Annotated in this window: 20 protein-coding genes; 10 read left to right on the top strand and 10 right to left on the bottom strand. The window is 40.8% G+C overall.

From position 1 onward, the window contains the following. Positions 1–14: 14 nt before the first annotated feature. A complete protein-coding gene (locus ACR65F_RS10035; protein WP_440504321.1) occupies positions 15–1,175 on the bottom strand; it encodes a DUF3221 domain-containing protein in 1,161 nt (386 codons plus the stop codon). Positions 1,176–1,312: 137 nt separating this feature from the next. Here ACR65F_RS10035 and ACR65F_RS10030 point away from each other — a divergent pair, with 137 nt between their 5' ends. After that, the gene (locus ACR65F_RS10030) at positions 1,313–2,164 is read left to right on the top strand and encodes a hypothetical protein (protein WP_440504320.1); all 852 of its coding nucleotides are present in this window, start codon (positions 1,313–1,315) and stop codon (positions 2,162–2,164) included. A 255-nt stretch (positions 2,165–2,419) separates the two neighbouring features. On the opposite strand, the gene ACR65F_RS10025 is transcribed toward ACR65F_RS10030, so the two are convergent. Together ACR65F_RS10025 and ACR65F_RS10020 are read right to left on the bottom strand one after the other, a co-directional pair. Beyond that, positions 2,420–3,454, bottom strand: coding sequence for a serine hydrolase domain-containing protein (locus ACR65F_RS10025; protein ID WP_440504319.1), 1,035 nt, complete (start codon positions 3,452–3,454; stop codon positions 2,420–2,422). Between the two features lie 212 nt (positions 3,455–3,666). Next, positions 3,667–4,587: an HNH endonuclease gene (locus tag ACR65F_RS10020; protein WP_440504318.1), complete on the bottom strand. Its 921-nt coding sequence runs from the start codon at positions 4,585–4,587 to the stop codon at positions 3,667–3,669. A gap of 238 nt (positions 4,588–4,825) precedes the next feature. Here ACR65F_RS10020 and ACR65F_RS10015 point away from each other — a divergent pair, with 238 nt between their 5' ends. Together ACR65F_RS10015 and ACR65F_RS10010 are read left to right on the top strand one after the other, a co-directional pair. Then, positions 4,826–5,275 carry a hypothetical protein gene (locus tag ACR65F_RS10015; RefSeq protein WP_440504317.1) on the top strand — a complete coding sequence of 150 codons (450 nt, stop codon included), beginning with the start codon at positions 4,826–4,828 and terminating at the stop codon, positions 5,273–5,275. Positions 5,276–5,536: 261 nt separating this feature from the next. Next, entirely contained in the window at positions 5,537–6,487 is a 951-nt protein-coding gene (locus ACR65F_RS10010; protein WP_440504360.1) for a polysaccharide deacetylase family protein, read from the top strand. 122 nt (positions 6,488–6,609) lie between these two features. Here the strand turns inward: ACR65F_RS10010 and ACR65F_RS10005 are convergent, their stop codons facing one another. Further along, a complete protein-coding gene (locus ACR65F_RS10005; protein ID WP_440504316.1) occupies positions 6,610–7,260 on the bottom strand; it encodes a hypothetical protein in 651 nt (216 codons plus the stop codon). A 65-nt stretch (positions 7,261–7,325) separates the two neighbouring features. Next, positions 7,326–8,195, bottom strand: a complete 870-nt coding sequence (locus ACR65F_RS10000; protein WP_440504359.1) for an HD-GYP domain-containing protein — start codon at positions 8,193–8,195, stop codon at positions 7,326–7,328. A gap of 370 nt (positions 8,196–8,565) precedes the next feature. On the opposite strand from ACR65F_RS10000, the gene ACR65F_RS09995 reads away from it, so the two are divergent. Beyond that, positions 8,566–9,285 carry a toast rack family protein gene (locus ACR65F_RS09995; protein ID WP_440504315.1) on the top strand — a complete coding sequence of 240 codons (720 nt, stop codon included), beginning with the start codon at positions 8,566–8,568 and terminating at the stop codon, positions 9,283–9,285. Positions 9,286–9,495: 210 nt separating this feature from the next. On the opposite strand, the gene ACR65F_RS09990 is transcribed toward ACR65F_RS09995, so the two are convergent. Then, complete coding sequence (locus tag ACR65F_RS09990) at positions 9,496–10,104, bottom strand: DUF4352 domain-containing protein (protein ID WP_440504314.1); 609 nt, start codon at positions 10,102–10,104, stop codon at positions 9,496–9,498. Positions 10,105–10,148: 44 nt separating this feature from the next. Further along, on the bottom strand, positions 10,149–10,655 hold the full coding sequence (locus tag ACR65F_RS09985; protein ID WP_440504313.1) for an antirestriction protein ArdA: 507 nt from the start codon (positions 10,653–10,655) through the stop codon (positions 10,149–10,151). A 784-nt stretch (positions 10,656–11,439) separates the two neighbouring features. Here ACR65F_RS09985 and ACR65F_RS09980 point away from each other — a divergent pair. The 6 genes from ACR65F_RS09980 to ACR65F_RS09955 all read left to right on the top strand — a co-directional run bounded on the left by ACR65F_RS09980 (position 11,440) and on the right by ACR65F_RS09955 (position 17,977). Beyond that, complete coding sequence (locus ACR65F_RS09980) at positions 11,440–12,957, top strand: helix-turn-helix domain-containing protein (RefSeq protein WP_440504312.1); 1,518 nt, start codon at positions 11,440–11,442, stop codon at positions 12,955–12,957. A gap of 508 nt (positions 12,958–13,465) precedes the next feature. Next, the gene (locus tag ACR65F_RS09975; protein ID WP_440504311.1) at positions 13,466–14,503 is read left to right on the top strand and encodes a FecCD family ABC transporter permease; all 1,038 of its coding nucleotides are present in this window, start codon (positions 13,466–13,468) and stop codon (positions 14,501–14,503) included. After that, positions 14,503–15,528 (top strand): FecCD family ABC transporter permease, encoded by a 1,026-nt coding sequence (locus tag ACR65F_RS09970; protein ID WP_440504310.1) that lies wholly within the window; start codon positions 14,503–14,505, stop codon positions 15,526–15,528. The genes ACR65F_RS09975 and ACR65F_RS09970 overlap by 1 nt, the downstream gene beginning before the upstream one ends. A 32-nt stretch (positions 15,529–15,560) precedes the next feature. Then, complete coding sequence (locus tag ACR65F_RS09965; RefSeq protein WP_440504309.1) at positions 15,561–16,541, top strand: ABC transporter substrate-binding protein; 981 nt, start codon at positions 15,561–15,563, stop codon at positions 16,539–16,541. Between the two features lie 85 nt (positions 16,542–16,626). Further along, positions 16,627–17,406: an ABC transporter ATP-binding protein gene (locus ACR65F_RS09960; RefSeq protein ID WP_440504308.1), complete on the top strand. Its 780-nt coding sequence runs from the start codon at positions 16,627–16,629 to the stop codon at positions 17,404–17,406. Between the two features lie 25 nt (positions 17,407–17,431). Next, positions 17,432–17,977, top strand: coding sequence for a nitroreductase family protein (locus tag ACR65F_RS09955; protein WP_440504307.1), 546 nt, complete (start codon positions 17,432–17,434; stop codon positions 17,975–17,977). A gap of 321 nt (positions 17,978–18,298) precedes the next feature. On the opposite strand, the gene asnB is transcribed toward ACR65F_RS09955, so the two are convergent. The 3 genes from asnB to dapF are packed head-to-tail and all read right to left on the bottom strand — an operon-like array spanning position 18,299 to position 22,434. Beyond that, a complete protein-coding gene (gene asnB / locus ACR65F_RS09950) occupies positions 18,299–20,149 on the bottom strand; it encodes an asparagine synthase (glutamine-hydrolyzing) (protein ID WP_440504306.1) in 1,851 nt (616 codons plus the stop codon). Between the two features lie 56 nt (positions 20,150–20,205). Beyond that, entirely contained in the window at positions 20,206–21,522 is a 1,317-nt protein-coding gene (gene glnA / locus ACR65F_RS09945; RefSeq protein ID WP_440504305.1) for a type I glutamate--ammonia ligase, read from the bottom strand. Between the two features lie 21 nt (positions 21,523–21,543). Beyond that, on the bottom strand, positions 21,544–22,434 hold the full coding sequence (gene dapF / locus ACR65F_RS09940) for a diaminopimelate epimerase (protein ID WP_440504358.1): 891 nt from the start codon (positions 22,432–22,434) through the stop codon (positions 21,544–21,546). Between the last annotated feature and the right edge of the window lie 6 nt (positions 22,435–22,440).

Below are 22,440 nucleotides of genomic sequence, written 5' to 3'. Positions count from 1 at the left end.
TATCTATTCCTCTTTCACCGGTCTTCAATCTCCAACACCCTCTCATCGTTCAGTATTAGTGTCCAAACGCTGCGTGTCGGTTCATAGCTCACTTTTTCGATGACAATAAAATCGTTTGCATTCTCCTGAATCGCTTTCTCAACAACTTGTGATTCCGAAAGCATAGCACCTGCAGGGCGATAATCAGGAAGTATTTCGACGAACTTCGCTGTACCTTGCGCAGGATATGACTCGGCAAGTGCGCCGGTCGCTTCCACTTTTACTCGCTGCCCGACTGTTAGCTGATCGGCTTCGGGGAATGAATAGCTCACCGCACCTTCTGTTCCTCCTGCGACCAAAAAACTGCCGTTTGAAGTCTCCAAGACAAATCCGCCTTCTTCCACAGGTGACTCAGTTCCGAATTTTTTGGGTTTGATAACCGAAGACTGTCCTGGCTCTGCAACCATGTTACCTTCCTGCTTAAAATTCAACGCATAATCAGGGAATTGTTTTTCCAGTTTCTGCTGCTGTTCAGTTTTCAAAAAGTCGTGACCGATTGCAATTGCTCCTGAAATCGTATCTACGGAAACTGAATAGGAACCACGGCCGTCGAATAGTTCATCCACCGCTTTCACAACTTTATCTTGCTGAACATATAATTCATGCTGCGTATGGGGACTGCGGAAAATATAAATCGGTTCCGCCAAGATCTCTCCCGCATCGATCTTCTGCTGCAAGATGTCGAGGACCTGTTGCAACCGCTTGTCAGGGTCTTTCAGCCCAATCCAAATCCCCGACTGCGCAGCGCCTTCCTGCTGATTTTCAAAGAAGAGCACCCCCTCCTTATCAAGTCCTCCATCGGCACCGTACACTTCTTCGACCGCGTCGATTGCAGCAGGACCTTCAATCGCCTGGACCGCCATGTCCTCTTCCAATTCCTTTGACGGGTTCCCGAAATAACCTTCCGTGTAATCCGTACTAGTCAGTTGCTCCAGAGCTACCAAATCCCGCTTAGGCGACTCTTCGACAGACTGTTTCAGTTCTGCAATAATATCACGGCCGCCTACGGTTTTGATCGCCCGCCAGCTATCCTGCTTAACGGAACTGGTGTCTGTTGCCCGGTCAGTCCCCTCTGTTCCGCATCCACCTAGCAATAATGCAATGGTTATGCCAGCCATAAAGATCATATTTCTCATCGTTCAGTCTCCTTTGACAAGTTAGACGGCGGTGGTGGTGGAATGTTACAGTTTTAAGCATTCAAACAATTTGAGTCCTGTTCATCCGGTAAGCAATCCGCTACGATAAGGGTAATCAGCATTCGGGAGTGTGGCAAATGGAGAGGATAAAAGAAATTGCTGGACTCGCAGCCGTCACGTTACTGTTAAGCTTGCTGACGTGGGGGCCGGCGTCGTCCTACCTGGAAGAATACAACTTATTCTCAGCAGATCCGACGTCAGTAACGGTTACTGAAAAGACAGGAACGAAAGGTTTATTCACTCCTCCCTCATATTACGTGCGTGTCATACTGCCGAACGGTAAAGAATCACAGACTCTCAACCGGATTTCTAAAAGGCAGATGATGGAGATCGAGAAGGATGATTCACTATCCGGATACTCATCGGGTCCGTCTGATTTTTCGACGATACACGATATTGTCATAGACAGTATCTTTTACCTGGCCGGTATTCTCACCCTAGGATTTTTTGCGTTCTGTTGCCTCGTCGCAACGGTGCTTTCCTTTCCAGCACTGGATCGGTTGGAGCAAAATAGATCATACAAGCGAAACGTGAAACGCAAACGGATTAAACGGGAGAAACAGGAGAAAGAAGGAAAAGGCTGGGGGATAGTAAGTGTCATACTTCTGTTTTTTCTATTCTTCTTAGGGCGTTTTGGTTGGAACTTGATACGAAAATTGCTGCCGTTCGGAAAGACAGGTACAGATGCCATGATTTTTGACCGATATTCAGATGTCACCTACCGCAAATACCAAGACTCGATTTATGAACTGACCGTTTCTTTCGAAGATCAGGCTGGACACAATATCCAGGTTATCAAAAACGTCACACGGCACACTTACCAGCAATACGATATTGGAGACAACTGCCGATCACTTTCAACAATGCAAATCCTTACGATGTGTTTGTCCATGCCACTTCTATCAAGGACGCGTTCTAGCTGGCCATGACCTGGGAATCATTCGTCTACGGAGTGCTATTGGCTGTCAACGCTTTTGTCGGATGGGCGTTTTATGATAGCCGGCTGAAGAAAAAGTGGCAGAAGAGTCGGGATCAATAAAATCCTTGAAGTGTACTGGGCAGCTCTGAAACAATTCCTAATCGCGATAAGAAACTATTTATTATTGAAAAGTATGATCCCAGTTTAAAAAAGCTACCAGGAAAAGTCAATGTGACTTCCCCCAATAGCCCTAAGTACGTTCTTATTATATTTTCAACTCTAGTACTCCCTCAATCTCCTTCAACATCTCATACGCACCGTCAGATTTATTGGAGCACACGACAATCGTCGCTTCTTCTTTAGGTACATAAACGGCGCGGAAGTTGACGCCGGGGTCGTAACCCATTTGGATATATTTGACGACGTTAAGTTGTTTGTCTACTGCCATGTAGCCGCCATATCCGTAATAGATCAGCCTGTCTTCATCTACTACTTCACGAGGTTTCATTAGATTCACGGTCATTTCTTCAGACAGCAACTCGTTCGTTTTCAGTGCTTGCCAGAACTTCGCCATGTCTGAAACAGTTGTGTAAGCCCCGCCATCTGGTCCACCTTTAGCTGGTAGTGAGTAGATGTTAGTTTTCCAAGAGCCATCTTCATGTTCAATGTAGCCAAACGCGGTTCGTGCAGGCAATCGATCCGTCTCGAAGTATCCGGAGTCTTGCATGTCTGCTTTTCGGAAAATCCGATCTTCTACAAATTTAGTAAAGCTGACCTTAGCTACGTGCTCAATGATGAGTCCTAACAAGATGTAGCCTGAATTGTTGTATTGAAACGGGCTGCTAGGTTCTGCTTGCATTGGTTCATGTTGAAAAAGCGGCAGGAAGTCCTTTGGTGAACGCACGTTATAAGCTGGACGACTTTCCCACAGTTCTTCGTAATCTTCCATGACGTCTTCATTGAAATAGTCAGGTATCCCCGATGTATGCGTCAGTAGCTGGTGAATCGTAATCTCGCTGTTGAAATGAGGAAATTCAAGATCGACGCAATCGCTTAGTTTCGAGTCGAACGTTACCTTCCCTTCTTCAACAAGCATGCAAATTGCGGTTGCTGTGAAGATCTTGCAGCCGGAAGCAATTGAAAAACGTGTGTTAAGCTGATTCTCTACTTTGTCTGACCAGTTTGAGTATCCGTGGCTACCTGTGATGATGTTATCCCCTTTCCGACCATAAAAGGCACCGGAAAAAGAGAGTTCCTTTTGCTTTTCATCCAAATACGTTGAAATGTTTTCTGTATTCATAGTGATTCCTCCTGGATTCCTTATTTTTTGTATTGCTCGTTAAAAAGGAACCCAATTATGTTGTTCATACCATATAACGAATCATATGAATTCACTCCCTGCCGATTAACGTTACTGCCATTTTACAAGAGACGAATAATCGTTTCAATTATATTCTGAATATTAATCACACTGTTTCATTACTCATATGCTTCAGCTATTTCGAACAAAGGTTATTCCTTAAATAGATGCTTCTTATGCCACTTCAAATACGGTTTATTCTCCTCGGTTCTATTCACCCGCAACTTCCCATGAAGACCATACTTGTTGTAATCCTCTTCAGGGATGCTCGCTGATATATGAATCTTCCCTTGTCCATCAAATGAAATAAGACCATTGTTATACAAAGCATTATGGTTGCGACAAAGTAAGATTCCGTTGTTGGGATCAATACGCTCATTGTTGGTGCTGTCTTTCCATGGTTTTGCGTAGCTTGCCTGAAGCAGTTCGGGCAACTCGATGTCGCAAAGTGCGCATTTATCGTTCCAAAGTGGCATGAGTTCGTTTCGGAATCGTTGGTGGCCAAGTCGGACTTTCGTTTTTGCTTCTGCTTCGGTTTCAGCGAGGATTGGAGTGAGGAAATCGTGCTCCGTTTTTCGCACGGTTCCCATTACGAATTCCAATTGCTCTTCATCGATTTCGTAAATGTTCAAGTCGCTTATGAGCTCGACAAGTTTAATGGTGAGTTCATCGTTGCACGGATATAGATAGCCCTGATTCCCATTGGCGTTTTCCTGAAACGGTGAATACTTTACAGGCAGAAGCGGGAGAATCTCATCGAAAACATCTATGATTGTTAATGGCTTATCAAATTCATAGTAATCTGCCTCTACTAGATAGCCTTTATCGTTTTCATTGCCTGGTAGATGAATTGGGGTTGGCTTTCGTTCTTCCCTGTATCCGGTTTTCGCTATACTAAGTGCGACAATATCCCCTTTTACATAATGGAAAATACGATCCCCCTCATTGACTTCTTTCATCCGTTCCCAGAAATGCTGGACATTTCCGGCACTGTCTTGTTGCAAGGACCAGAGAATTCCTAATTCTTTCTCTTCGTGATAAGTACGTCCTTGCATCACTATGTAACTTTGCATATGGTGTCACTCCTTTACGAACTGGTGCATGTTCAACTACTTTAATCATAGCTGTTAATGAAGGAAGTTGCATCTTTAGGCGTTGAGATTCCCATGCAACTTTACGTTTGAATTTGGTGTAGGAAATTTCCGAACTGTGGTATTCTGGTTCTAATACAAATCGGATACACTCGGGTGAATACTAATGGATTTTATAGGAAGTAAGTGAGTTAACCAACAAAAAGGGAGGAGGAAGAACATGGACAAGGAATTAATCAACACGTTGAAATACGTCTTGGATGACGCTCTCCAGCCTATACATCATCGTTTAGATAGGATGGATCAACGCTTTGATGGGTTGGATCAGCGTCTTGATGGAATGGATCATCGTCTCGATGGGATGGATAACAAGTTTGATGGGATGAATAAGAAGTTTGATGGAATGGATAACAAGTTTGATGGGATGGACCAACGTATTGGTAGTTTGGAAGTCGAGCTAAAAGAGTTTCCTTCAGAAACGAAGACTTCTCTTCAACTTATTCAAAATGGACAGCGGAGCACGCGTGAAGAAATGACGCAGCGTTTTAATGAGACCCGTGAAGGATTCCAAAGAATAGAAGCAGATTTTAAGTTCGTGAATCATAAGACCGCGGATCATGAATTAAAATTTAATCGTCTAGAAAATGAATCGAAAGAAAATCGTCAATAACGTTTTTCAAGGATCCATTTTAATTCAATGTGTTAAGGCCGAATCTGTCAATATGAACAGATTCGGTCTTTTCGTATTCTCTGTATACCATACAATCTAGAAAAACTCGTCAAAATGACTCAAAAGGCAAAACCATCATTGTAGACGATGAACATTTATTCAAAAAAGCCTTGGAATACGACTGTACTTTCTGATTCAGTATTAATAATCAAACTACGGGCATACCAGAATAGATTGACTACAACTTCTATACTGGAGGTTATTATGAAACAATTTGTTCTATTGGTGTTTGTAATAATAGTTTGCTTAGCTATCATAATTGTTGGCAATGAAAAAAATCCCGCTTTAAAAGAAACCATGATGGCGACAGACGCTGGAACTGATGTTTCTACAAAAGCAATCCAATCCTATGCAAAGGAGTATGAAATAAAGCCTATCGATGCGAAGATTGACCGGGTGTGGAAGGCCATTCCAGGATACAACGGTTTAACTGTCGACATCGAGAAGTCCTATCAAAAAATGTTAGATAACAACAATTTCAATACTGAACATCTCGTCTTTAAAGAGGTTTCCCCAAAAGTTCATCTAGAGGATCTTCCCCCTTCACCTATTTACAAAGGCAATCCTGAAAAGCCGCTAGTCGCGTTATTAATCAATGTTGCATGGGGCGAGGAGCATATTCCAAATATGTTAAAAACGTTAAAAGAGTCTAATGTAAAGGCTACTTTTTTCTTTGATGGCAGTTGGGTGAAACAGAACCCCGACATTTTAACAATGATTAGTCTTGAGGGACATGAGATCGGTAATCACGCTTATAGTCATCCTGATCTCGCTAATCGTTCCCGTGAAGAAACATGGATTGAATTAGAGAAAACAAATGAGGTCATTAAAGCGACATTGGGCGTAAAACCGAAGTGGTTTGCACCGCCAAGCGGGAGTTTTAATCAGGTGACTATTGACGTTGCACATGAACTGAAGATGAAAACTATCCTTTGGACGACGGACACGGTCGACTGGAAAAAACCAGATACGTCTGAGATGGTCTCTCGAGTTTTATCAGATATTGAAAATGGCTCCATGGTACTTATGCATCCCACAAAACCAACTGCTGAGGGGCTTGCTGCAATAATTGAAGGGATAAAAAAGAGAGGAATTCATCTAGGTACGGTGAGTGATTTAATGAGCGAAAAGCGGTTGGATTCATACAAATAGTACCTATGAACACAATTATCGTGATTGGTGAGAAACTGCTTATGAGTGCTGTAATTAACCGTGTAATAGTCTAACGCCTATTAATTATTAATGGAGTTTTTGAAAGTCCAATCATTAAATGATTAATGGGCGTCATTCATATATCGATTATAAAGAATTCGAGCACCGTCCATACAGTCAGCGTAGAGCTTTCTGACTTCCGAATCGATACATAATTTGATGTAACTTTCATCTTCCAAAATTCGAATTACCGGTTTCATTTCATAATAATATTGAGGGTCCGGATTGTCAGTATGCAGTATTCCTTTGTACGTTTCCAAAAGAATGACATAGGTGTGTTCGAGTAATCGATAGTCACATTTCAATTTTTCTTGTTTATAAAATCGTTTAATCTCAAGTGCGAACGATTTGCTGTCTTGAAAGTAAATTGGCGTAGCAGGGGAATAATAATAGTTCTGATTGTTGTACTGACGTTTTTCGATATGCAGTCTGTGCCACTCGGACACTTCTTTATACTTATCACCCAGTACATTGTACATGCTCGATACGGTACTGATAGGCTGATTAGAGACATAATTAAAAATTTCTGCATTCTCTTCAATATCATCTATTGTCGTAATTGAACACCAACATATGTAGTTATTGTCCACCGTTCCGAGGATGCATACTTGTTGATCAGCACTAATATAAACGTCAAATGAAATTTCTCTATCACTAATATCGTAGTTAGGCAGGACTGCATTTTGTAGTGATATCATATTATGTGTTTTCATAATCATCCTCCAGTTTGTATGGGATGACTCCGATTTAATTTAACGTGCTCTTATACTTTCGGAGGTCACTTCCATCTATTTTGCTTTTTCTCCAGCACAGCAAGGAATGCATCCACAGCTTTCGGATTGAACTGTGTTCCCCTACCCGCCACTAGTTCTTGAATAGCATCTTTGGTGGGTAATGCTTTTTTGTAAGCACGTTCCGTTGTCATTGCGTCAAACGAATCTACAACGCTAACAATCGATGCTTCCAGTGATATCTCGTCACCCTTCAGTCCAAAGGGATACCCTTTACCGTCATACCGTTCGTGATGTTGCTCTACAATGAAGGCTGATTTCCTTAGCATGTCCACTTTGTGATTACGCATCATTTTAGCACCCTCAATTGTATGAGCTTTCATAATATCCCATTCTTCAGCTGTCAATGACCCTGGCTTGTTAAGTATTTCTAAAGGCACCGTGAGTTTACCAATGTCATGAAAATAAGCTCCCCATCTTAGTGTCTGCAAAAGATTCTTCGGCATATCGAGTTCCGTCCATACTTCAATAGAGTAGTTCTTGATTCGATTGCAGTGCATATATGTATAGCCGTCCAGTTTTTCAATTGCATCCGCTTCTTCTTGTAAAACTTGTGTTTCAAAAAAGTCAGGTTCGAAAATTTCAACTGTGGTTTTAATAAGTATTTCCGCATCCGACAAAGCGTGAAATAAAATAATTTTTTCATACTGTGATGCGTCAATGGTTTCTCCCAGTTGAAAATCACGACGCATTCCTTCATATAATATTTCAACAGTTCCGTTTAAAAGCGTATATTTTTCAACTACTTCGATATCTGTATCTAAGTTAAATTGAACCCATAAATTTTCTCCTTTGTGTAACGAATACAACGCATTGGATAATCCTTCCCATTGCCCGAGTAAGATCACAATCCGCATACCCCAGATGAAGTTCGGGATACCCTTTTTCATCATAATTTCTGTACGATCGATTGTTCGACATGTTTTATCCCCCTAGGAAATAGTCCGTACGATGTTCAACTATCACTACACTGCAAGTATAACAAAGCTTTAAAAAGCTGCATAACTATCCATAAACAATGATAAAATCACTTCTAACTGAATCATGCAACTTTTTATACTTTAAGATACTTTCTATCAGTATAATATGAAATAATAGATTCTGATTCCGAGAGTCCTGATTCCCATAATTATTCCTACAAAAAAACACCTTGTCCTGCTAGTTATTAGAAGTTTATTAGATTGAATAAAAGATAAAAATAGAATCCACTTAAAAGGAGTATGAACTATGAAGAAGTCTATATTGGCTATGTTAATCGCAGGTTTGGTAGTTACCCTATGCATACTTGGATATAAGTGGTTCTTTGCCACTTCGACAGAAAAAGAAGTCACTATTGAAAAAGATGATGTAAAATCATTAGCAGTGAACATCAATTTTGACGCAGGTAATTTAAATATTCAAGGTGGTTCCACGAACTGGTTAGACGCTAGATTTGATTATAAAAACAAAAAGTATCTTCCTAAAGTAAAGTTTGATAAAAAAGGAGACAAGGGTGTTCTAACGATCAAAGCAGAATCCAAAGTTTTCGCAGTCAATAGAAGCAATCAAAATAATCATTGGGACATTCAACTCAACAATGATATTCCTATTGACTTGGATGTTGACATGGGAGTTTCTAAGGCGACATTGAACTTGAATGAAATTCAACTGAACAAATTGACAATCGATGGCGGCGTCAGTGATTCAACAATAGACTTAGGGGGCGAATGGCAGAATAGTCTTCAGGGGAATATTGATATAGGTGTTGGAAAGATGACACTACTTATGCCAAAACAGACCGGCATTAAACTGAGTATAGATAAGGGACTTGGAAAACTTGAAATGAAAGATTTTATCGCACAAGGTAATAACGTATATATAAACGAGGCGTATGAAAATAGTGAAACAAGTATCGAATTAGACATCGATATAGGTGTAGGAAGCTTGAAGGTGGACCTTGTCGATTAGGAACTCCTACGCGTTTTTAAGTGTTGATAGATTATCAATGTAAGGTTTTAAAACTACTAAAAGTATATGAGTTATTGCCTGTATATCACAAGCAGTCTCCACACCTCTATGTTGTCTTTATGTTTTTCTTACTGTTTGTTATTACATAAAAAAATAGTGATTTGAAAGGTTAAACCTGACAAACCACCATCTATTTATTAACGGATTTTTTTACTGTGCAATCTTGATTAGTCCCGTTTCAGTACCGAAGAATCCAGTTTGCACTTGAAGCATTAGTTCAGGATTTGCAATCAATTCGTCTGAAACATCAAAGACTACAACGCCCGTTGCTGATAAATCAGGGTTCACTTGCTGAAGGAAGAAATCAGTTGCTTCGTTCGCATAGATGGATGCAGTACTATCAGCATCATATGTTTTTTCTCCAGCTTTAATTTGGAAGAACGACGTATCAGTTGTGATCGATTCATTACCTGTGTTTTTAACAGTTACGTTAACAAGTAAGTATGTACCTTGTGCATTTTGTCCGTATTCGCCACCAACATTCTTTGCCGTTGATGTGCTATTCACTGTAAATTCAACCTTCCCTACTTTAACCACTTCACCAATACCCGCAACCTTTGCTTCTTTCTTTTCAGGCTTTGCCTTTTTTGGTGTTTCAGCTTTAGCAGGTTGTTCTTTTAGGGTATTTGTATCAGAAGTTGCTGCTTCATCGTCTCCGCTAGTTGATACTGCAATAACAACGATTATTGCAAGAATCCATACCCACCATTTTTTATAAAATGGTTTTTTTGCTTTTTCATTTGATTGTTTCTTAGTCATGTTATAAGTCCTCTATTCTGCGTATGTGTGTTGGTATAAAAGCTTTAATATGTGATGTAAAAACCAATATCAGATAAGTCTATGTATTCACCTGTGTTTAACCAATTGGCTGCGAGTTTTTCCATATCAACGAAATCCAAGACTTCTTTAGGAATTTCATAGGAGAGAAAACCTTCGTCATTAAGGTAGTGTCCAAGTTCATTCAAACTATGACAATTAAAAGCCATATACTTGCCATCTTGATGTACCTGTATGACCTGTTCCAATTCCATACTTTTAGTTTTGGCTATCAGGGCGATAATTTGCCTTTCTGATTCTGCAACCCCTTCAAGATACTGCATTATACGGTTTAACTCATAGATGTCATCGTATTCACCAACCTCAATAGGGAAGGAACTTTCATAATCATGAATGAGTATCCCCTTATTAATCCCCAGCACTGCATTCAGATGAGCATCAATCATTTCTTTTTCTGTTGGAAGCGAAATCCATTCCCCTACTAAATTACCTGCCTTATTCTCTGCAAGATTTACCGTGTACAGATTCAGCATCTGTTTTTTCACATCCTTTCTTTTTGGAGTTGTTTTGACGTCCGTGCATGCCATAAAACTAGTAGAATGATAAAATATTGAAACATAGTGTAAACAAAATGTAATCAAATTGTAAACAACGTAATCAATATACCATTTCAACATTTATATACATAGATGTAATATTTGGTAATTTATTTAGCTTGATTTTTTCAAAAAATGTATTATAGGATTGTTATATTTTGAGTAATAGAAGGTGGCCCGTAATATTATGGTGTAGGTAATTACTGTAGTTCTACCGAAGGAAATTTCAATACCCTAAGCATAAATTTAGATAAAAATGAAGCCCAAACCGTTCAACAATCTGGTAAGGGCTTTTTGATTTTTATTCAATTGTCATTCAAGTTCTCATCTAAAATGCTTCAGGCAATTCAACTATCAATCCAGTGAATTTAATACCTAGGGACAGCTAGTCATTCAATCTCTATCACTGAAGGTGGTCATGTATTTAATTATTGTAAGGTTTTCTTCACTCTTATCCTCCCCGAATTAGTTTCAACTCTGCAAAATCTCCTACATAACCATAGGTACCTGTGCCTCGGACTTTCGTGATTGTTTAATCATTCATGATAGTTTCGTGCATAGGTACCTTTTTTAATCTGAAGTCATTTTATTAACCTTCACTGTATTCTCTACTCAATCACCATACTCGGTTGCACATAAATATTCAGTGTATTACAATGGGTGGAATTGATAATGATTTTCATTATCAATTCCACCCGTTCTAAAGGAGTAGATTTCGTATATGAAACAAATTCACGATTTAGCATGTCTTGCTGTTATTGAGGAAATGCATCTTATTGAGATAACTGAGGAATGGAAACAACCAAATTCTAAAAATCATCATTTGATCTACATCCTGGAAGGTAGAGTCAACATTAAATCCACACTATTTAATGGGATTTTGAAGAATGGAGACATGTTTGTACAACCTACAGGAACAGAATCCTATTCCGTTACACCTATTACGGAGCCTATTTCTGCTTACTACATACGCTTTTCTTCAGCCAGTGTTTCTAGATTGAATGACAACTGGAACATTGAAGACGCACCCCCACCTGTTAGTGGCAAGATACGTGTTCAACCGATCCCATTCATACGACAAAGGTTCAATCACTTACATCGGCTATGGAAGAATAGCTTAGGATTCACTAATCCCCTTCATATCGCCTGGCTTGAACTTTGGGAGGCTATTAGAGCAGGTGAAGTTGTTGAAGAACCTAATATTAAAAAAGAGCTCCAGAACATTATTCATCATATGGATCTACATTATAACGATGATTTCCAGGTTGAAGACATGGCTCGCCACTCTGGTGTAACACCAACCATCTTTTTTAAACTTTTCAAAGAATCTACTTCACTTAGTCCGTTGCAATACATAACTAGAAATAGAATAGAAAAAGCACGACAACTACTGGTCGCAGGAGACGCCTCAATTCGCGAAGTTGCCAATGCTGTTGGCTATCCAGACGTGTACTATTTTAGCCGTATATTTAAAAAGGTTGTTGGCATTCCTCCTAATCGTTATCGCCAATTACTACAACGAAAAATAGCTGTTTTAAACCCACCACTTTATGACAACCTTCTCGCACTAGGGGTCCCGAGAGATATGCTGATTCCCTTCTGGAACAGAGATGACCAGAAGGAGGTCTATAGAGATCACGATACATCTGGCATGGAATTTCAATGGCTGAGCAGAGAAAAACCAGAACTGATTTTTGGTATCGACAATGCAAAGCCTATGTATGACCAACTAGCTAAGATCGCTCCTACTCATCTACTAACATACAAGCCTTTCACTTGGCGCGAGCATTTACGTGAACTAGCAACCATCCTTCAAGTAGAAGAAATCGCGGAATATTGGCTGAGTTACTACGAACAAAAAGTTGCAGCTGTTCGAGAACGCATTCATCGCCAACTTGGTGACCAAACCGTGTTGGTAGCATTAGTACATGACGAAAAAATTCGTGTATGTGGAGCTAATCGACGTAAAATCGGACGCTTTCTATACGGTGATTTACAGCTGAACGCGCCAATCGGTACAGACAGATTCGCTTTCTCTGATATCGAAAATTTGACAGAATTAAACGAGTTCAACGCAGATCACATATTACTCCTGGGTGACGATCCCATTGAAAAAGAAACGCCTGTGCAGATTTCAGGTCAAGTCCATCATGCTAGATTATGTCCATGGTTACATTATTCTGCGGTAGGTCATGAGAGGTCAATTGAGGAGGCACTTTTTTATTTCTCATCTGAATAAGATATTTAGAGGATTGTACATCTAAATAATCAGGATTTGCTATTTCTATTTAAAAGTTTATTTCGTAGAATCTTAATTGATAATAGTTATCATTATCAATGATTTATTAAAGGAGAAAAGACATGAACGCATCATCTATCCCAATAGACGAAACTAGTCTAGAGCGTAACGTGATCAGACAGTTTAAACCTATCGTACTTTCAGAGAAACATATTTGCAAACCTCTTAAACTAACAACCCGGGGATCTACTCTGGGAAGTATTAAGATGATGCCCTTTCTCTTATTCGTTGGAAAGAGAAAAAGGAAACGTAAACACATGGGTTATGAAACAGCACTTTTATCGCCAAAAAATTCTCGCAGTATATGGCGTCATGCCCAGAAAAAAGTTTTTCCAACTACTACATATCGGTTATGCCAAGGTCGTTCGGGTCGTCTCCACTCCTACACTTGCACAGCTGAAAAAAATTGCAATCCACTCAGCGATTATTGTGGGGGCGTGTGCCTACTATGTTGAATCCATCGAACAAAATTGATAAACCACCTATCCGAACGCGTCCATGGATGGCAACCATCATTATCGTACTCGGACTGTTATTGACCTTATTTGGTATCAGTTTCTCGATTTTAACGGGTGTAGCCAACATATCTTACGAAACGATCTGGCAAGCTTTGACCAATTACGATGTAAGCAATGAACAACATACGATCATCCGTGAACTACGCTTGCCACGCGCATTGGCTGGTGCATTAGTGGGAGCTGCATTCGCGGTTTCCGGAGCGATCATACAAGGAATGACTCGCAATCCAATTGCTGATACCGGCCTGCTTGGCATTAACGCTGGAGCTGGACTGGCACTTGTTCTCGTTTTTGCTTTCCTTCCTGCTTTACCGTTTAAATTCATCATTCTTTTTTCATTTATCGGGGCAGGTCTTGGCGCTTTGCTCGTATATGGAATTGCTTTCATGTCAAAGGGCGGTATGTCACCGCTTAAGTTGGTACTTGCTGGGGTCGTAGTCGGCTCTCTAACCACGGGTATCAGCCAGGCTGTTTCCTTACTATTTCAGATCAATTACGATTTAGCATTCTGGTCAGCTGGTGGAATTTCAACAGCCGAATGGTTTCAAGTGTCTGTTATGATGCCATGGATTATAGGTGGACTAATTGTAGCAATGCTTCTCTCCCGTTCCATTACTGTTCTTAGTCTTGGCGAAGAAATAGCATCTGGACTCGGACAGCGAACGAAGTTGGTAAAAGGATTAGGAACGGTTGTAATTATGGTACTTGCAGGAGCATCCGTTTCTACAGTAGGTGGCGTTGCATTTATCGGCTTAATGGTACCTCATATTGTCAGATTTCTAGTTGGCGTGGACTATCGTTGGATCATTCCTTGCTCAGCAGTGGTGGGAGCTGTACTAGTCATCTTTGCTGATATTGCAGCGAAGCTGATCGCTGCTCCTTATGAAACGCCACTAGGTGCAGTTATCGCCGTAATAGGCGTTCCATTCTTCCTGTACCTAGCCCGCAAGGAAAGGAGGGAGCTGTAATGAACACAGAGTTGTTCAATCCACTCCGCCAAAAACGTAGTATCAAGCTTGTAATTATCATGTTCACTTTACTCATCGTAGGCTTCTTCATTAGCTTAAATGTTGGACGTTACAGCATCCCCCCTATGGAAGTACTGCAAACTTTGATGGGGAATGGGTCCAAAAAACAAAACATAGTTTTGTTTGACCTTCGCCTTCCCCGCATGATTATCGCTGTCTTAATGGGGATGGGACTAGCTGTATCAGGGGCCGTTCTACAAGGAATTTCACGTAATGGATTGTCAGACCCTGGCATCCTCGGCATCAGCTCTGGGGCTGGGTTGGCTGTATTATTGTTTGTATCTTTCTATCCTAGTAACAATATGGCACCACCCTTCTTTATGCCATTTCTTGCTCTTGTCGGTGCAGGTTTAACCGCTATCCTGATTTATATTTTGTCTTATAAAAAAGGGCACGGTATTTCACCTACACGTTTGCTTCTTACGGGTATAGCGGTTGGAGCAGGTTTAAGTGCAGTTAGCATCATATTGACGCTTCAGCTAAACCCACGGAACTTGGAGTTCGTAGTAACGTGGCAAATCGGGTCTTTATGGGGTTCTAACTGGAAATTTGTTATTGCACTGCTACCTTGGATAGTTATCTTGCTCCCCTTTGTTTACTGGAAGTCCAAAATACTCAACATGCTTAACATGCATGAACAAATTACAGGAAGCTTAGGCGTTTCAATCCATAGAGAACGTCTTGTATTACTCGCCGCTGCTGTCGGTCTAGCGGCTGCCAGTGTAGCCATTGGCGGTGGCATTGGGTTTGTTGGCCTGCTAGGTCCTCATATTGCACGCCGATTGGTTGGCCCACAGCACCAATTTATGTTGCCTATTACTGCATTTGTTGGCGCATTACTTGTTCTGACAGGCGATACAATCGGGCGAAGTTTGATGGAATATACAGAAATCCCTGCGGGTGTAGTTATCTCATTACTCGGAGGTCCGTACTTTATCTACCTACTCATGAGAACTAAAGGTTAAACCAAATTTAAAGATATTGGAGATATTATACTATGACTAAGAACAAAACCATCATAACATTGCTACTTTCAGCTTCACTTGCTCTTACAGCATGCGGAACCGATGAAACAAATAACTCTAATTCAAATACAAATAATGAAGCGACTTCCGAGAAGAGCTCTGAACAATCTGGATTCCCACGTACTATCGAGCACGAGAAGGGTGAACTCACACTTAATGAACCACCTAAGAGAATTGCCAGCGTCGATATTATGGCAACAGACTACTTACTCGCACTGGATATTGCACCAATTGTGTCAGAGGGCTTTGGAACAAAAGACAAGTCCCCTATCTTCAACAAATATGCAGAAGGTAAAGATGTGACCGATCTCGGAGGTAAGACAAATCTTGAAACGTTGCTTGAGCTAGAGCCCGACCTGATCGTTATGAGTAACACAAGCTCCAATAAAATGGATAAATTCGATGAATTTAATAAGATGGCCGACAGTGTTGTCATTGATTTCACCGAAGATGCTCCTACTAGACTTAGAAAATTTGCAGAAATTGTTGGCAAAGAGGAGAAAGCCGAGGAAGTCATCGCTTCATTCGATAAGCTTAAAGAAGAGGCGACAACTGTGGCAGCCGACCATAAGGATGAGACCGTTTTGTTCCTTGTATCTAACGGTAAAGATTTCACCGTTATTCATCCCAACAATTTCCCGATTTACTATGAAGAAGTTGGTCTTAAACCTGTAGAAGGACTCCCGCTTGAAGGAAAGATTGGCGGCCGAATCGGCATTGAGGCATTAAGTGAATTTTCTCCAGACCATATCTTTATTGCAGAAAACCGCAGACAAATGAACCCAGACGATCCACAAGCGCTTATTAATATCTGGACGGATAATCCGGTATGGAATAACCTAAAAGCAGTTAAAAACGATCAAGTATACTCAGTCGATACACTTGTTGGAGATACTTTTTTCCTAGGGCAGGTTGCAGGAATGGAAGCTATTAAAGAGAATCTTGGAAAGTAACAATGTAGAGGTATTTCAATAGCACTGTGCGGTTAGAAATAGAGGAATAATTTTGTCTCTCCCGCACATGGAATGGAGATGTAAAATGATTCAAACAGAAGCACTAACAATTGGCTATGAAGAACGTATCATTGTAGAAGAACTGCAATTGCATATCCCTGAGAAAAAAATCACGGCGTTAGTCGGTGCCAATGGTTCTGGGAAATCAACGATATTAAAAACGATGGCACGCCTGCATAAACCAAAAAAGGGTGCTGTCTACCTCGATGGTAAATCCATTCATGGGCAGAAAACGAAGGATGTAGCAAAACAGCTAGCAGTGTTACCTCAAAACCCGACTGCTCCTGACGGCCTAACAGTAACAGAGCTTGTATCTTATGGTCGATTTCCACATCAGTCTGGTTTCGGGTCATTAACAGCAGAGGATAAGGAAAAGATCACATGGGCAATAGAAATCACCAATATGATGGAATTTGCTAACCGTCCAGTGGACATGCTTTCCGGTGGCCAACGACAAAGGGCTTGGATTGCTATGGCACTTGCACAACAAACTCCAGTACTGTTCTTAGATGAGCCAACTACCTTTCTAGATATGGCCCATCAAATCGAAGTACTGCATTTGCTACAAAAGCTAAACGAAGAGGAACAGAGGACCATTGTTATGGTCGTTCACGATCTCAATCACGCGAGCCGTTTTGCACACCATATCGTAGCCATCAAAGATGGAAGTGTCATTAATAGCGGCAGTCCTGCGGAAGTAATGACCCCAGAAGTGCTACAATCCGTGTTCGGTATTAAAAGCGATATTATATTAGATCCTCGCAGTGGTCTCCCCCTTTGCTTGCCTTATGCGTTAGCTTATTAGTATAAATATAAAGGAGAGAGTTATCATGCAAAATAGTACATTTCCAGTATCTAAAGCTATTCAAGAAAGAAGAACAATAAAGCAATTCAAGACCGATCCGATTGAGGAAGAATTATTGCTTGAATTACTAAATACAGCAAGTTGGGCTCCTAATCATGGACTTCGAGAGCCTTGGAGGTTCATATTGTTTGTAGGAGAAGGTAAGCAATTTCTGATTAATAAAATTGCAGAAAGCGCCAGAAAGCCAAAGGATCCTGTGAAACTTATGCAAGTACCTGCTTACTTGGCCGTCATCATTAAAGAGGATGACCGTCAGCGGCAGTTGGAGGAAGATATGCTCGCAGCCGGTACTTTCGTCCAAAACCTTCAACTTGCGGCATGGGAACGTGGTATCGGCGTAAAATGGCTGACAGATCCTTATACTTTTAGACCCGAATTCAGAACGAACATCGGGCTAAACCCGAACGAAAAGCTAATTGGGTTACTACAAATCGGATATCCTGATAACATTCCTGAAGCTAGACCAAGGACTCCGATACAGGATAAACTCACCGTCGTTCGTACTCTTTGACAAGGTGAGACTCAACAGGACGAATATTGATCATTAGTAAGTGAGTAGAATTTTTTCTAACGCATAGTTCAATAAGCAAAAAACACGTCAATCCCCTATTTTCAAAGGGTTTGACGTGTTTTTTGTAATGCTGGTGTAATACCTTTAGAATGTGAAATTTCAGTCGAAAGTCTGTTCAACAGAACGCATTGGAACAGATCATTCTTTAAAAAAATTATGCTAAAAAACACCTACACTCTTATATAGAAGTGTCTAGTCTGCCGTCGTGTTATTATTCGGTATAACTTTCATATATGTGTGTGAGTCATGCACCCCGGAAGACTAGTTATCAATGATGTTTATGTTGTAATTTTCTAACCACATATTTATTTGGGCAAGGTGGGCAATGAGTTGGGGGCCGGTCATAAGTTGACCGAACCAAGGATCTTTAAACGAGGACCCATCTGAATCGAGGATGTCTTTGACTTTTTGTTTTGACACGAGTTCTAGTAGTGGGGATGTCTTATTATCTAGAATGTTATTCAACTTGGTTTTAACTAGTTCCATATAGATGTGGTGATGTGTTTTAGGATACGGACTCTTTTTCCGATAAAGAATTTCATTTGGTAATACTCCGTCTAACGCCTTTCGTAATATCCCCTTTTCATGACCGTTCAACATTTTCATTTCCCATGGTATGTTCCAGGCATATTCTACGATACGGTGATCAGCGAATGGAACCCGCACTTCTAAACTCGATCCCATACTCATGCGATCTTTTCGCTCTAGAAGCGTAGACATAAACCAAATCATATTTAAATATGACATTTCCCGGCGTCGCATTTCTATTTGGGTTTCTCCTCCTAGATGAGGCACTTCCCTTATCGTTTCGTTATAACGGTCCCTCACATACCTTTCTAAATCGAGCTTCTTTTGCCAATGTGGAAGCAACAGCTGCTGTCTCTCCGATTGGGAGCGTATCCACGGAAACCCCTTTCCATTTAGCGATTCTTCTTTATAGAACCATGGATATCCGCCAAAGATTTCATCTGCACACTCACCAGATAAAGCAACGGTATAATCTTGTTTTATCTGTTCGCAAAACCATAACAATGAGGAGTCTACATCCGCCATGCCAGGCAAATCTCTCATCATTACAGCGTCTTCCAACAAATTTGCGAGCTGATCATTTTTTATAATAACCGAGTGATGAATAGACCCCAAATATTGTTGCATTTTTTGTATCCATGGCTCATCTTGATCAGGCTGAAAGGAGCTCGCTTTGAAATGTTGATTGTTTTGCTCATAGTCAATGGAGTACGTACGAAGGGTATCGCGTCCCTCTTTTTTAAAGAATTCCGAAGCAAATGAACTAATCGCACTCGAATCTATTCCTCCAGATAGGAAGGTACAAACAGGTACATCTGCAACTAACTGGCGCTCAACGGCATCCTTAACAAGGATTTTTACTTGTTCGGCCGTCTCTTCTAACGAATGTTGATGCTTTCTGCTCTCTACATTCCAATAACGCCAAACTTTCATTCCATCTCGATTAAAAGTCAGTGCATGGGCTGGGCGAAGTTCATGAATGCCCCGAAAGACACCATGACCTGGCGTTCGAGAGGGTCCTAACCCAAACACTTCCTGCAAACCATCCCGGTCCACCTCCGTTTTCACTTTAGGATGTGCCAGTATGGCTTTAATCTCCGAACCAAACAAGAGCGATCCATTTTCTTCACGGTAAAACAGAGGTTTGACACCTAGGCGATCTCTTACCATAAAAAGCTGCTCCCGGTGTTGATCCCAAACAGCAAAAGCAAAAATTCCATTTAGATGCTTTACGCAATCTTCTCTCCACTCGATATATGCCGTTAATAACACTTCCGTATCGGAATAAGACTGAAAAGAGTGCCCCCTCTTCAATAATTCCTTTCTTATTTCTTCTGTATTATAGAGCTCACCATTATATACGATCGTAAAAGTATGATTGTTTTTTTCTATTACCATCGGCTGTTTACCTCCAGCAGGGTCGACAACTACAAGCCGTCTGTGACCAAGTAACAGATGACGCGAACTCCATATATTCGAAGCATCCGGACCTCGTTTTGCCAATGTATTTGTCATCTTTTCCACAATGGAACCTTGCTGTGTCAAATCTTGATGCCAATCAATCCAACCCGTTATTCCACACATATGCTTTTACTCCTTCTCGTTAAATTTTTCCACCATTCTTCTATTCATTCGTACTACTACAAATAGTGATCGCGTTCCCATGAGTGAACTTGTATCCTATACCTATCGCATTCGATTTGTTTTGCTTCTATGAACCGGTTCAACAAATGTCTACCTAGTGCGTGAGTCATCACTTCATCCGCTTTTAAATTGTTGAGTGCCTCATCTAAATTAGCCGGTAAATCAATGATTCCACACTTTTCGCGATGCTCTTTTGACATCACATAGATATTTTGGTTGATTGTTTCAGGAGGTGTTAACTCATTTTTTATACCATCCAATCCCGCAGCTAATAGGACAGCCATAGCCAAATATGGATTTGCGGCAGGATCCACACTACGAACTTCTACACGCGTACTCATTCCACGTGATGCAGGAATTCTAATTAGTGCACTTCTGTTTCTTGCTGACCAAGCCACATAACATGGAGCCTCATACCCAGGAACTAGCCTTTTGTAGGAATTAACCGTAGGATTTGTTATTGCAGTAAAAGCCTGTGCATGCTTCAGAATTCCTGCCACAAAATTTCTTGCAGTATCACTTATTTCTAGCGAACCGTCTGGATCATAAAAAGTATTTTGGTCTTTTTTGAATAAGCTCAAGTTACAATGCATTCCAGATCCGTTTATGCCAAATACCGGTTTAGGCATAAATGTTGCGTGCAACCCATGTTTACGGGCAACGGTTCTCACTACAAGTTTAAAGGTTTGAATATCATCACAGGCTTTTAAGGCACTTTGGTATTTAAAGTCAATTTCATGTTGGCCAGGTGCTACTTCATGGTGGGAAGCCTCAATCTCATACCCCATTTCTTCCAGTTCCGACACGATATCACGACGGCAGGTTTCTCCTAAGTCAATTGGTGAAACATCAAAATAACCGCCATGATCATTCAATTCCAGTGATGGGCCACCCTTGTCATTCAGTTTAAATAGGAAGAATTCCGGTTCCGGTCCAACATTAAAATCCGTAAACCCAAGTTCTTTCATTTCGTTCAAAATTCTTTTTAGATTACTGCGAGGATCACCTGCAAATGGCGTTCCATCTGGATGATGAATATCACAGATGAGACGTGCAACTTTCCCTTTTTCCGCTGTCCAAGGTAAGACAATAAATGTATCTAAATCCGGGTATAAATACATATCAGATTCTTCGATACTTACAAACCCTTCAATTGATGAGCCATCAAACATCATTTTGTTATCGAGTGCTTTTGGCAACTGACTGATTGGGATCTCAACATTTTTAATCGTTCCGAATAAGTCCGTAAATTGTAGGCGAATGTACCTTACAGATTGCTCCTTTGCCAACTCTATAATAGATTGACTGTTCATAGTTATAACCCCCGTTTTTCTTTACTCTTCGTTTTCATTGATCATCGAACTGAACTTATTGGTGTAAGTCATCAATTCTCCGTGGCAAATATATGTTGCTTCTCCTCTTTTCCACACGCGGCCATGTTCATCCCATCTTACTGTCAAGTCTCCTCCGGGGAGGTGAACTGTTATCGGAAGATCCCTATCCAACATACCGTTTAATGTAGCAGCCACTACTGCAGCACAAGCGCCTGTTCCGCAAGCCATCGTCATGCCGGATCCCCGTTCCCACACTCGATACTCAATTTCTTGGCTGTTTTTCACAGTAACAAAGCCGACATTTGTTCGTTCTGGAAACAAATCTGAGCATTCAATTATGGGCCCTATTTTTTCTAGCGGTACTTTTTTTACATCTTCTACAAATATGATGGCATGTGGATTTCCCATGGATACACAAGTCAATTGATAGACATCGTCTCCAAAAGAATGCGGATCGTTCACAGATACCATACATGGATCACCTTGCATCGGTATTTTATTTTTAAGTAATTCGGGCTCCCCCATATCCACAGTTACATACTGCACCTGCTTTTCTTTATCCGCCTCCACCTCAACACTCATTACCCCACCCAACGTTTCAATGGTAAAAGAAGATGTAGTAACGTACTTTTGGTCAAAAAGAAGCTTTGCTACACATCGTAAACCGTTTCCGCAATTCTTCCCTTCCGATCCATCCACGTTAAAAATTCTCATTCGAAAATCTGCTATGTCCGAAGAGCATATTAGAATGATGCCGTCAGACCCTATACCGAAACTCACATTAGAGACTATTTGAGCAAGTTGACTATAATCTTGGTACTCCTTTGCAACACCTAATTGATTGAAAATCACAAAGGAGTTCCCCAACCCCTGCATTTTAGTAAACAAAATGCTCTT

It is taken from the genome of Sporosarcina sp. SAFN-010 (assembly GCF_059415065.1).
The sequence above is the reverse complement of the archived record's forward strand: the minus strand, read 5'-3'. Positions and strand labels throughout refer to the sequence as shown.

Coding starts and splice junctions, on each gene's coding strand:
- ACR65F_RS10035 (WP_440504321.1), bottom strand. CDS start 1,175: ATGAGAAATATGATCTTTATGGCTGGCATAACCATTGCATTATTGCTA.
- ACR65F_RS10030 (WP_440504320.1), top strand. CDS start 1,313: ATGGAGAGGATAAAAGAAATTGCTGGACTCGCAGCCGTCACGTTACTG.
- ACR65F_RS10025 (WP_440504319.1), bottom strand. CDS start 3,454: ATGAATACAGAAAACATTTCAACGTATTTGGATGAAAAGCAAAAGGAA.
- ACR65F_RS10020 (WP_440504318.1), bottom strand. CDS start 4,587: ATGCAAAGTTACATAGTGATGCAAGGACGTACTTATCACGAAGAGAAA.
- ACR65F_RS10015 (WP_440504317.1), top strand. CDS start 4,826: ATGGACAAGGAATTAATCAACACGTTGAAATACGTCTTGGATGACGCT.
- ACR65F_RS10005 (WP_440504316.1), bottom strand. CDS start 7,260: ATGAAAACACATAATATGATATCACTACAAAATGCAGTCCTGCCTAAC.
- ACR65F_RS10000 (WP_440504359.1), bottom strand. CDS start 8,195: ATGCGGATTGTGATCTTACTCGGGCAATGGGAAGGATTATCCAATGCG.
- ACR65F_RS09995 (WP_440504315.1), top strand. CDS start 8,566: ATGAAGAAGTCTATATTGGCTATGTTAATCGCAGGTTTGGTAGTTACC.
- ACR65F_RS09990 (WP_440504314.1), bottom strand. CDS start 10,104: ATGACTAAGAAACAATCAAATGAAAAAGCAAAAAAACCATTTTATAAA.
- ACR65F_RS09985 (WP_440504313.1), bottom strand. CDS start 10,655: ATGCTGAATCTGTACACGGTAAATCTTGCAGAGAATAAGGCAGGTAAT.
- ACR65F_RS09980 (WP_440504312.1), top strand. CDS start 11,440: ATGAAACAAATTCACGATTTAGCATGTCTTGCTGTTATTGAGGAAATG.
- ACR65F_RS09975 (WP_440504311.1), top strand. CDS start 13,466: ATGTTGAATCCATCGAACAAAATTGATAAACCACCTATCCGAACGCGT.
- ACR65F_RS09970 (WP_440504310.1), top strand. CDS start 14,503: ATGAACACAGAGTTGTTCAATCCACTCCGCCAAAAACGTAGTATCAAG.
- ACR65F_RS09965 (WP_440504309.1), top strand. CDS start 15,561: ATGACTAAGAACAAAACCATCATAACATTGCTACTTTCAGCTTCACTT.
- ACR65F_RS09960 (WP_440504308.1), top strand. CDS start 16,627: ATGATTCAAACAGAAGCACTAACAATTGGCTATGAAGAACGTATCATT.
- ACR65F_RS09955 (WP_440504307.1), top strand. CDS start 17,432: ATGCAAAATAGTACATTTCCAGTATCTAAAGCTATTCAAGAAAGAAGA.
- asnB (WP_440504306.1), bottom strand. CDS start 20,149: ATGTGTGGAATAACGGGTTGGATTGATTGGCATCAAGATTTGACACAG.
- glnA (WP_440504305.1), bottom strand. CDS start 21,522: ATGAACAGTCAATCTATTATAGAGTTGGCAAAGGAGCAATCTGTAAGG.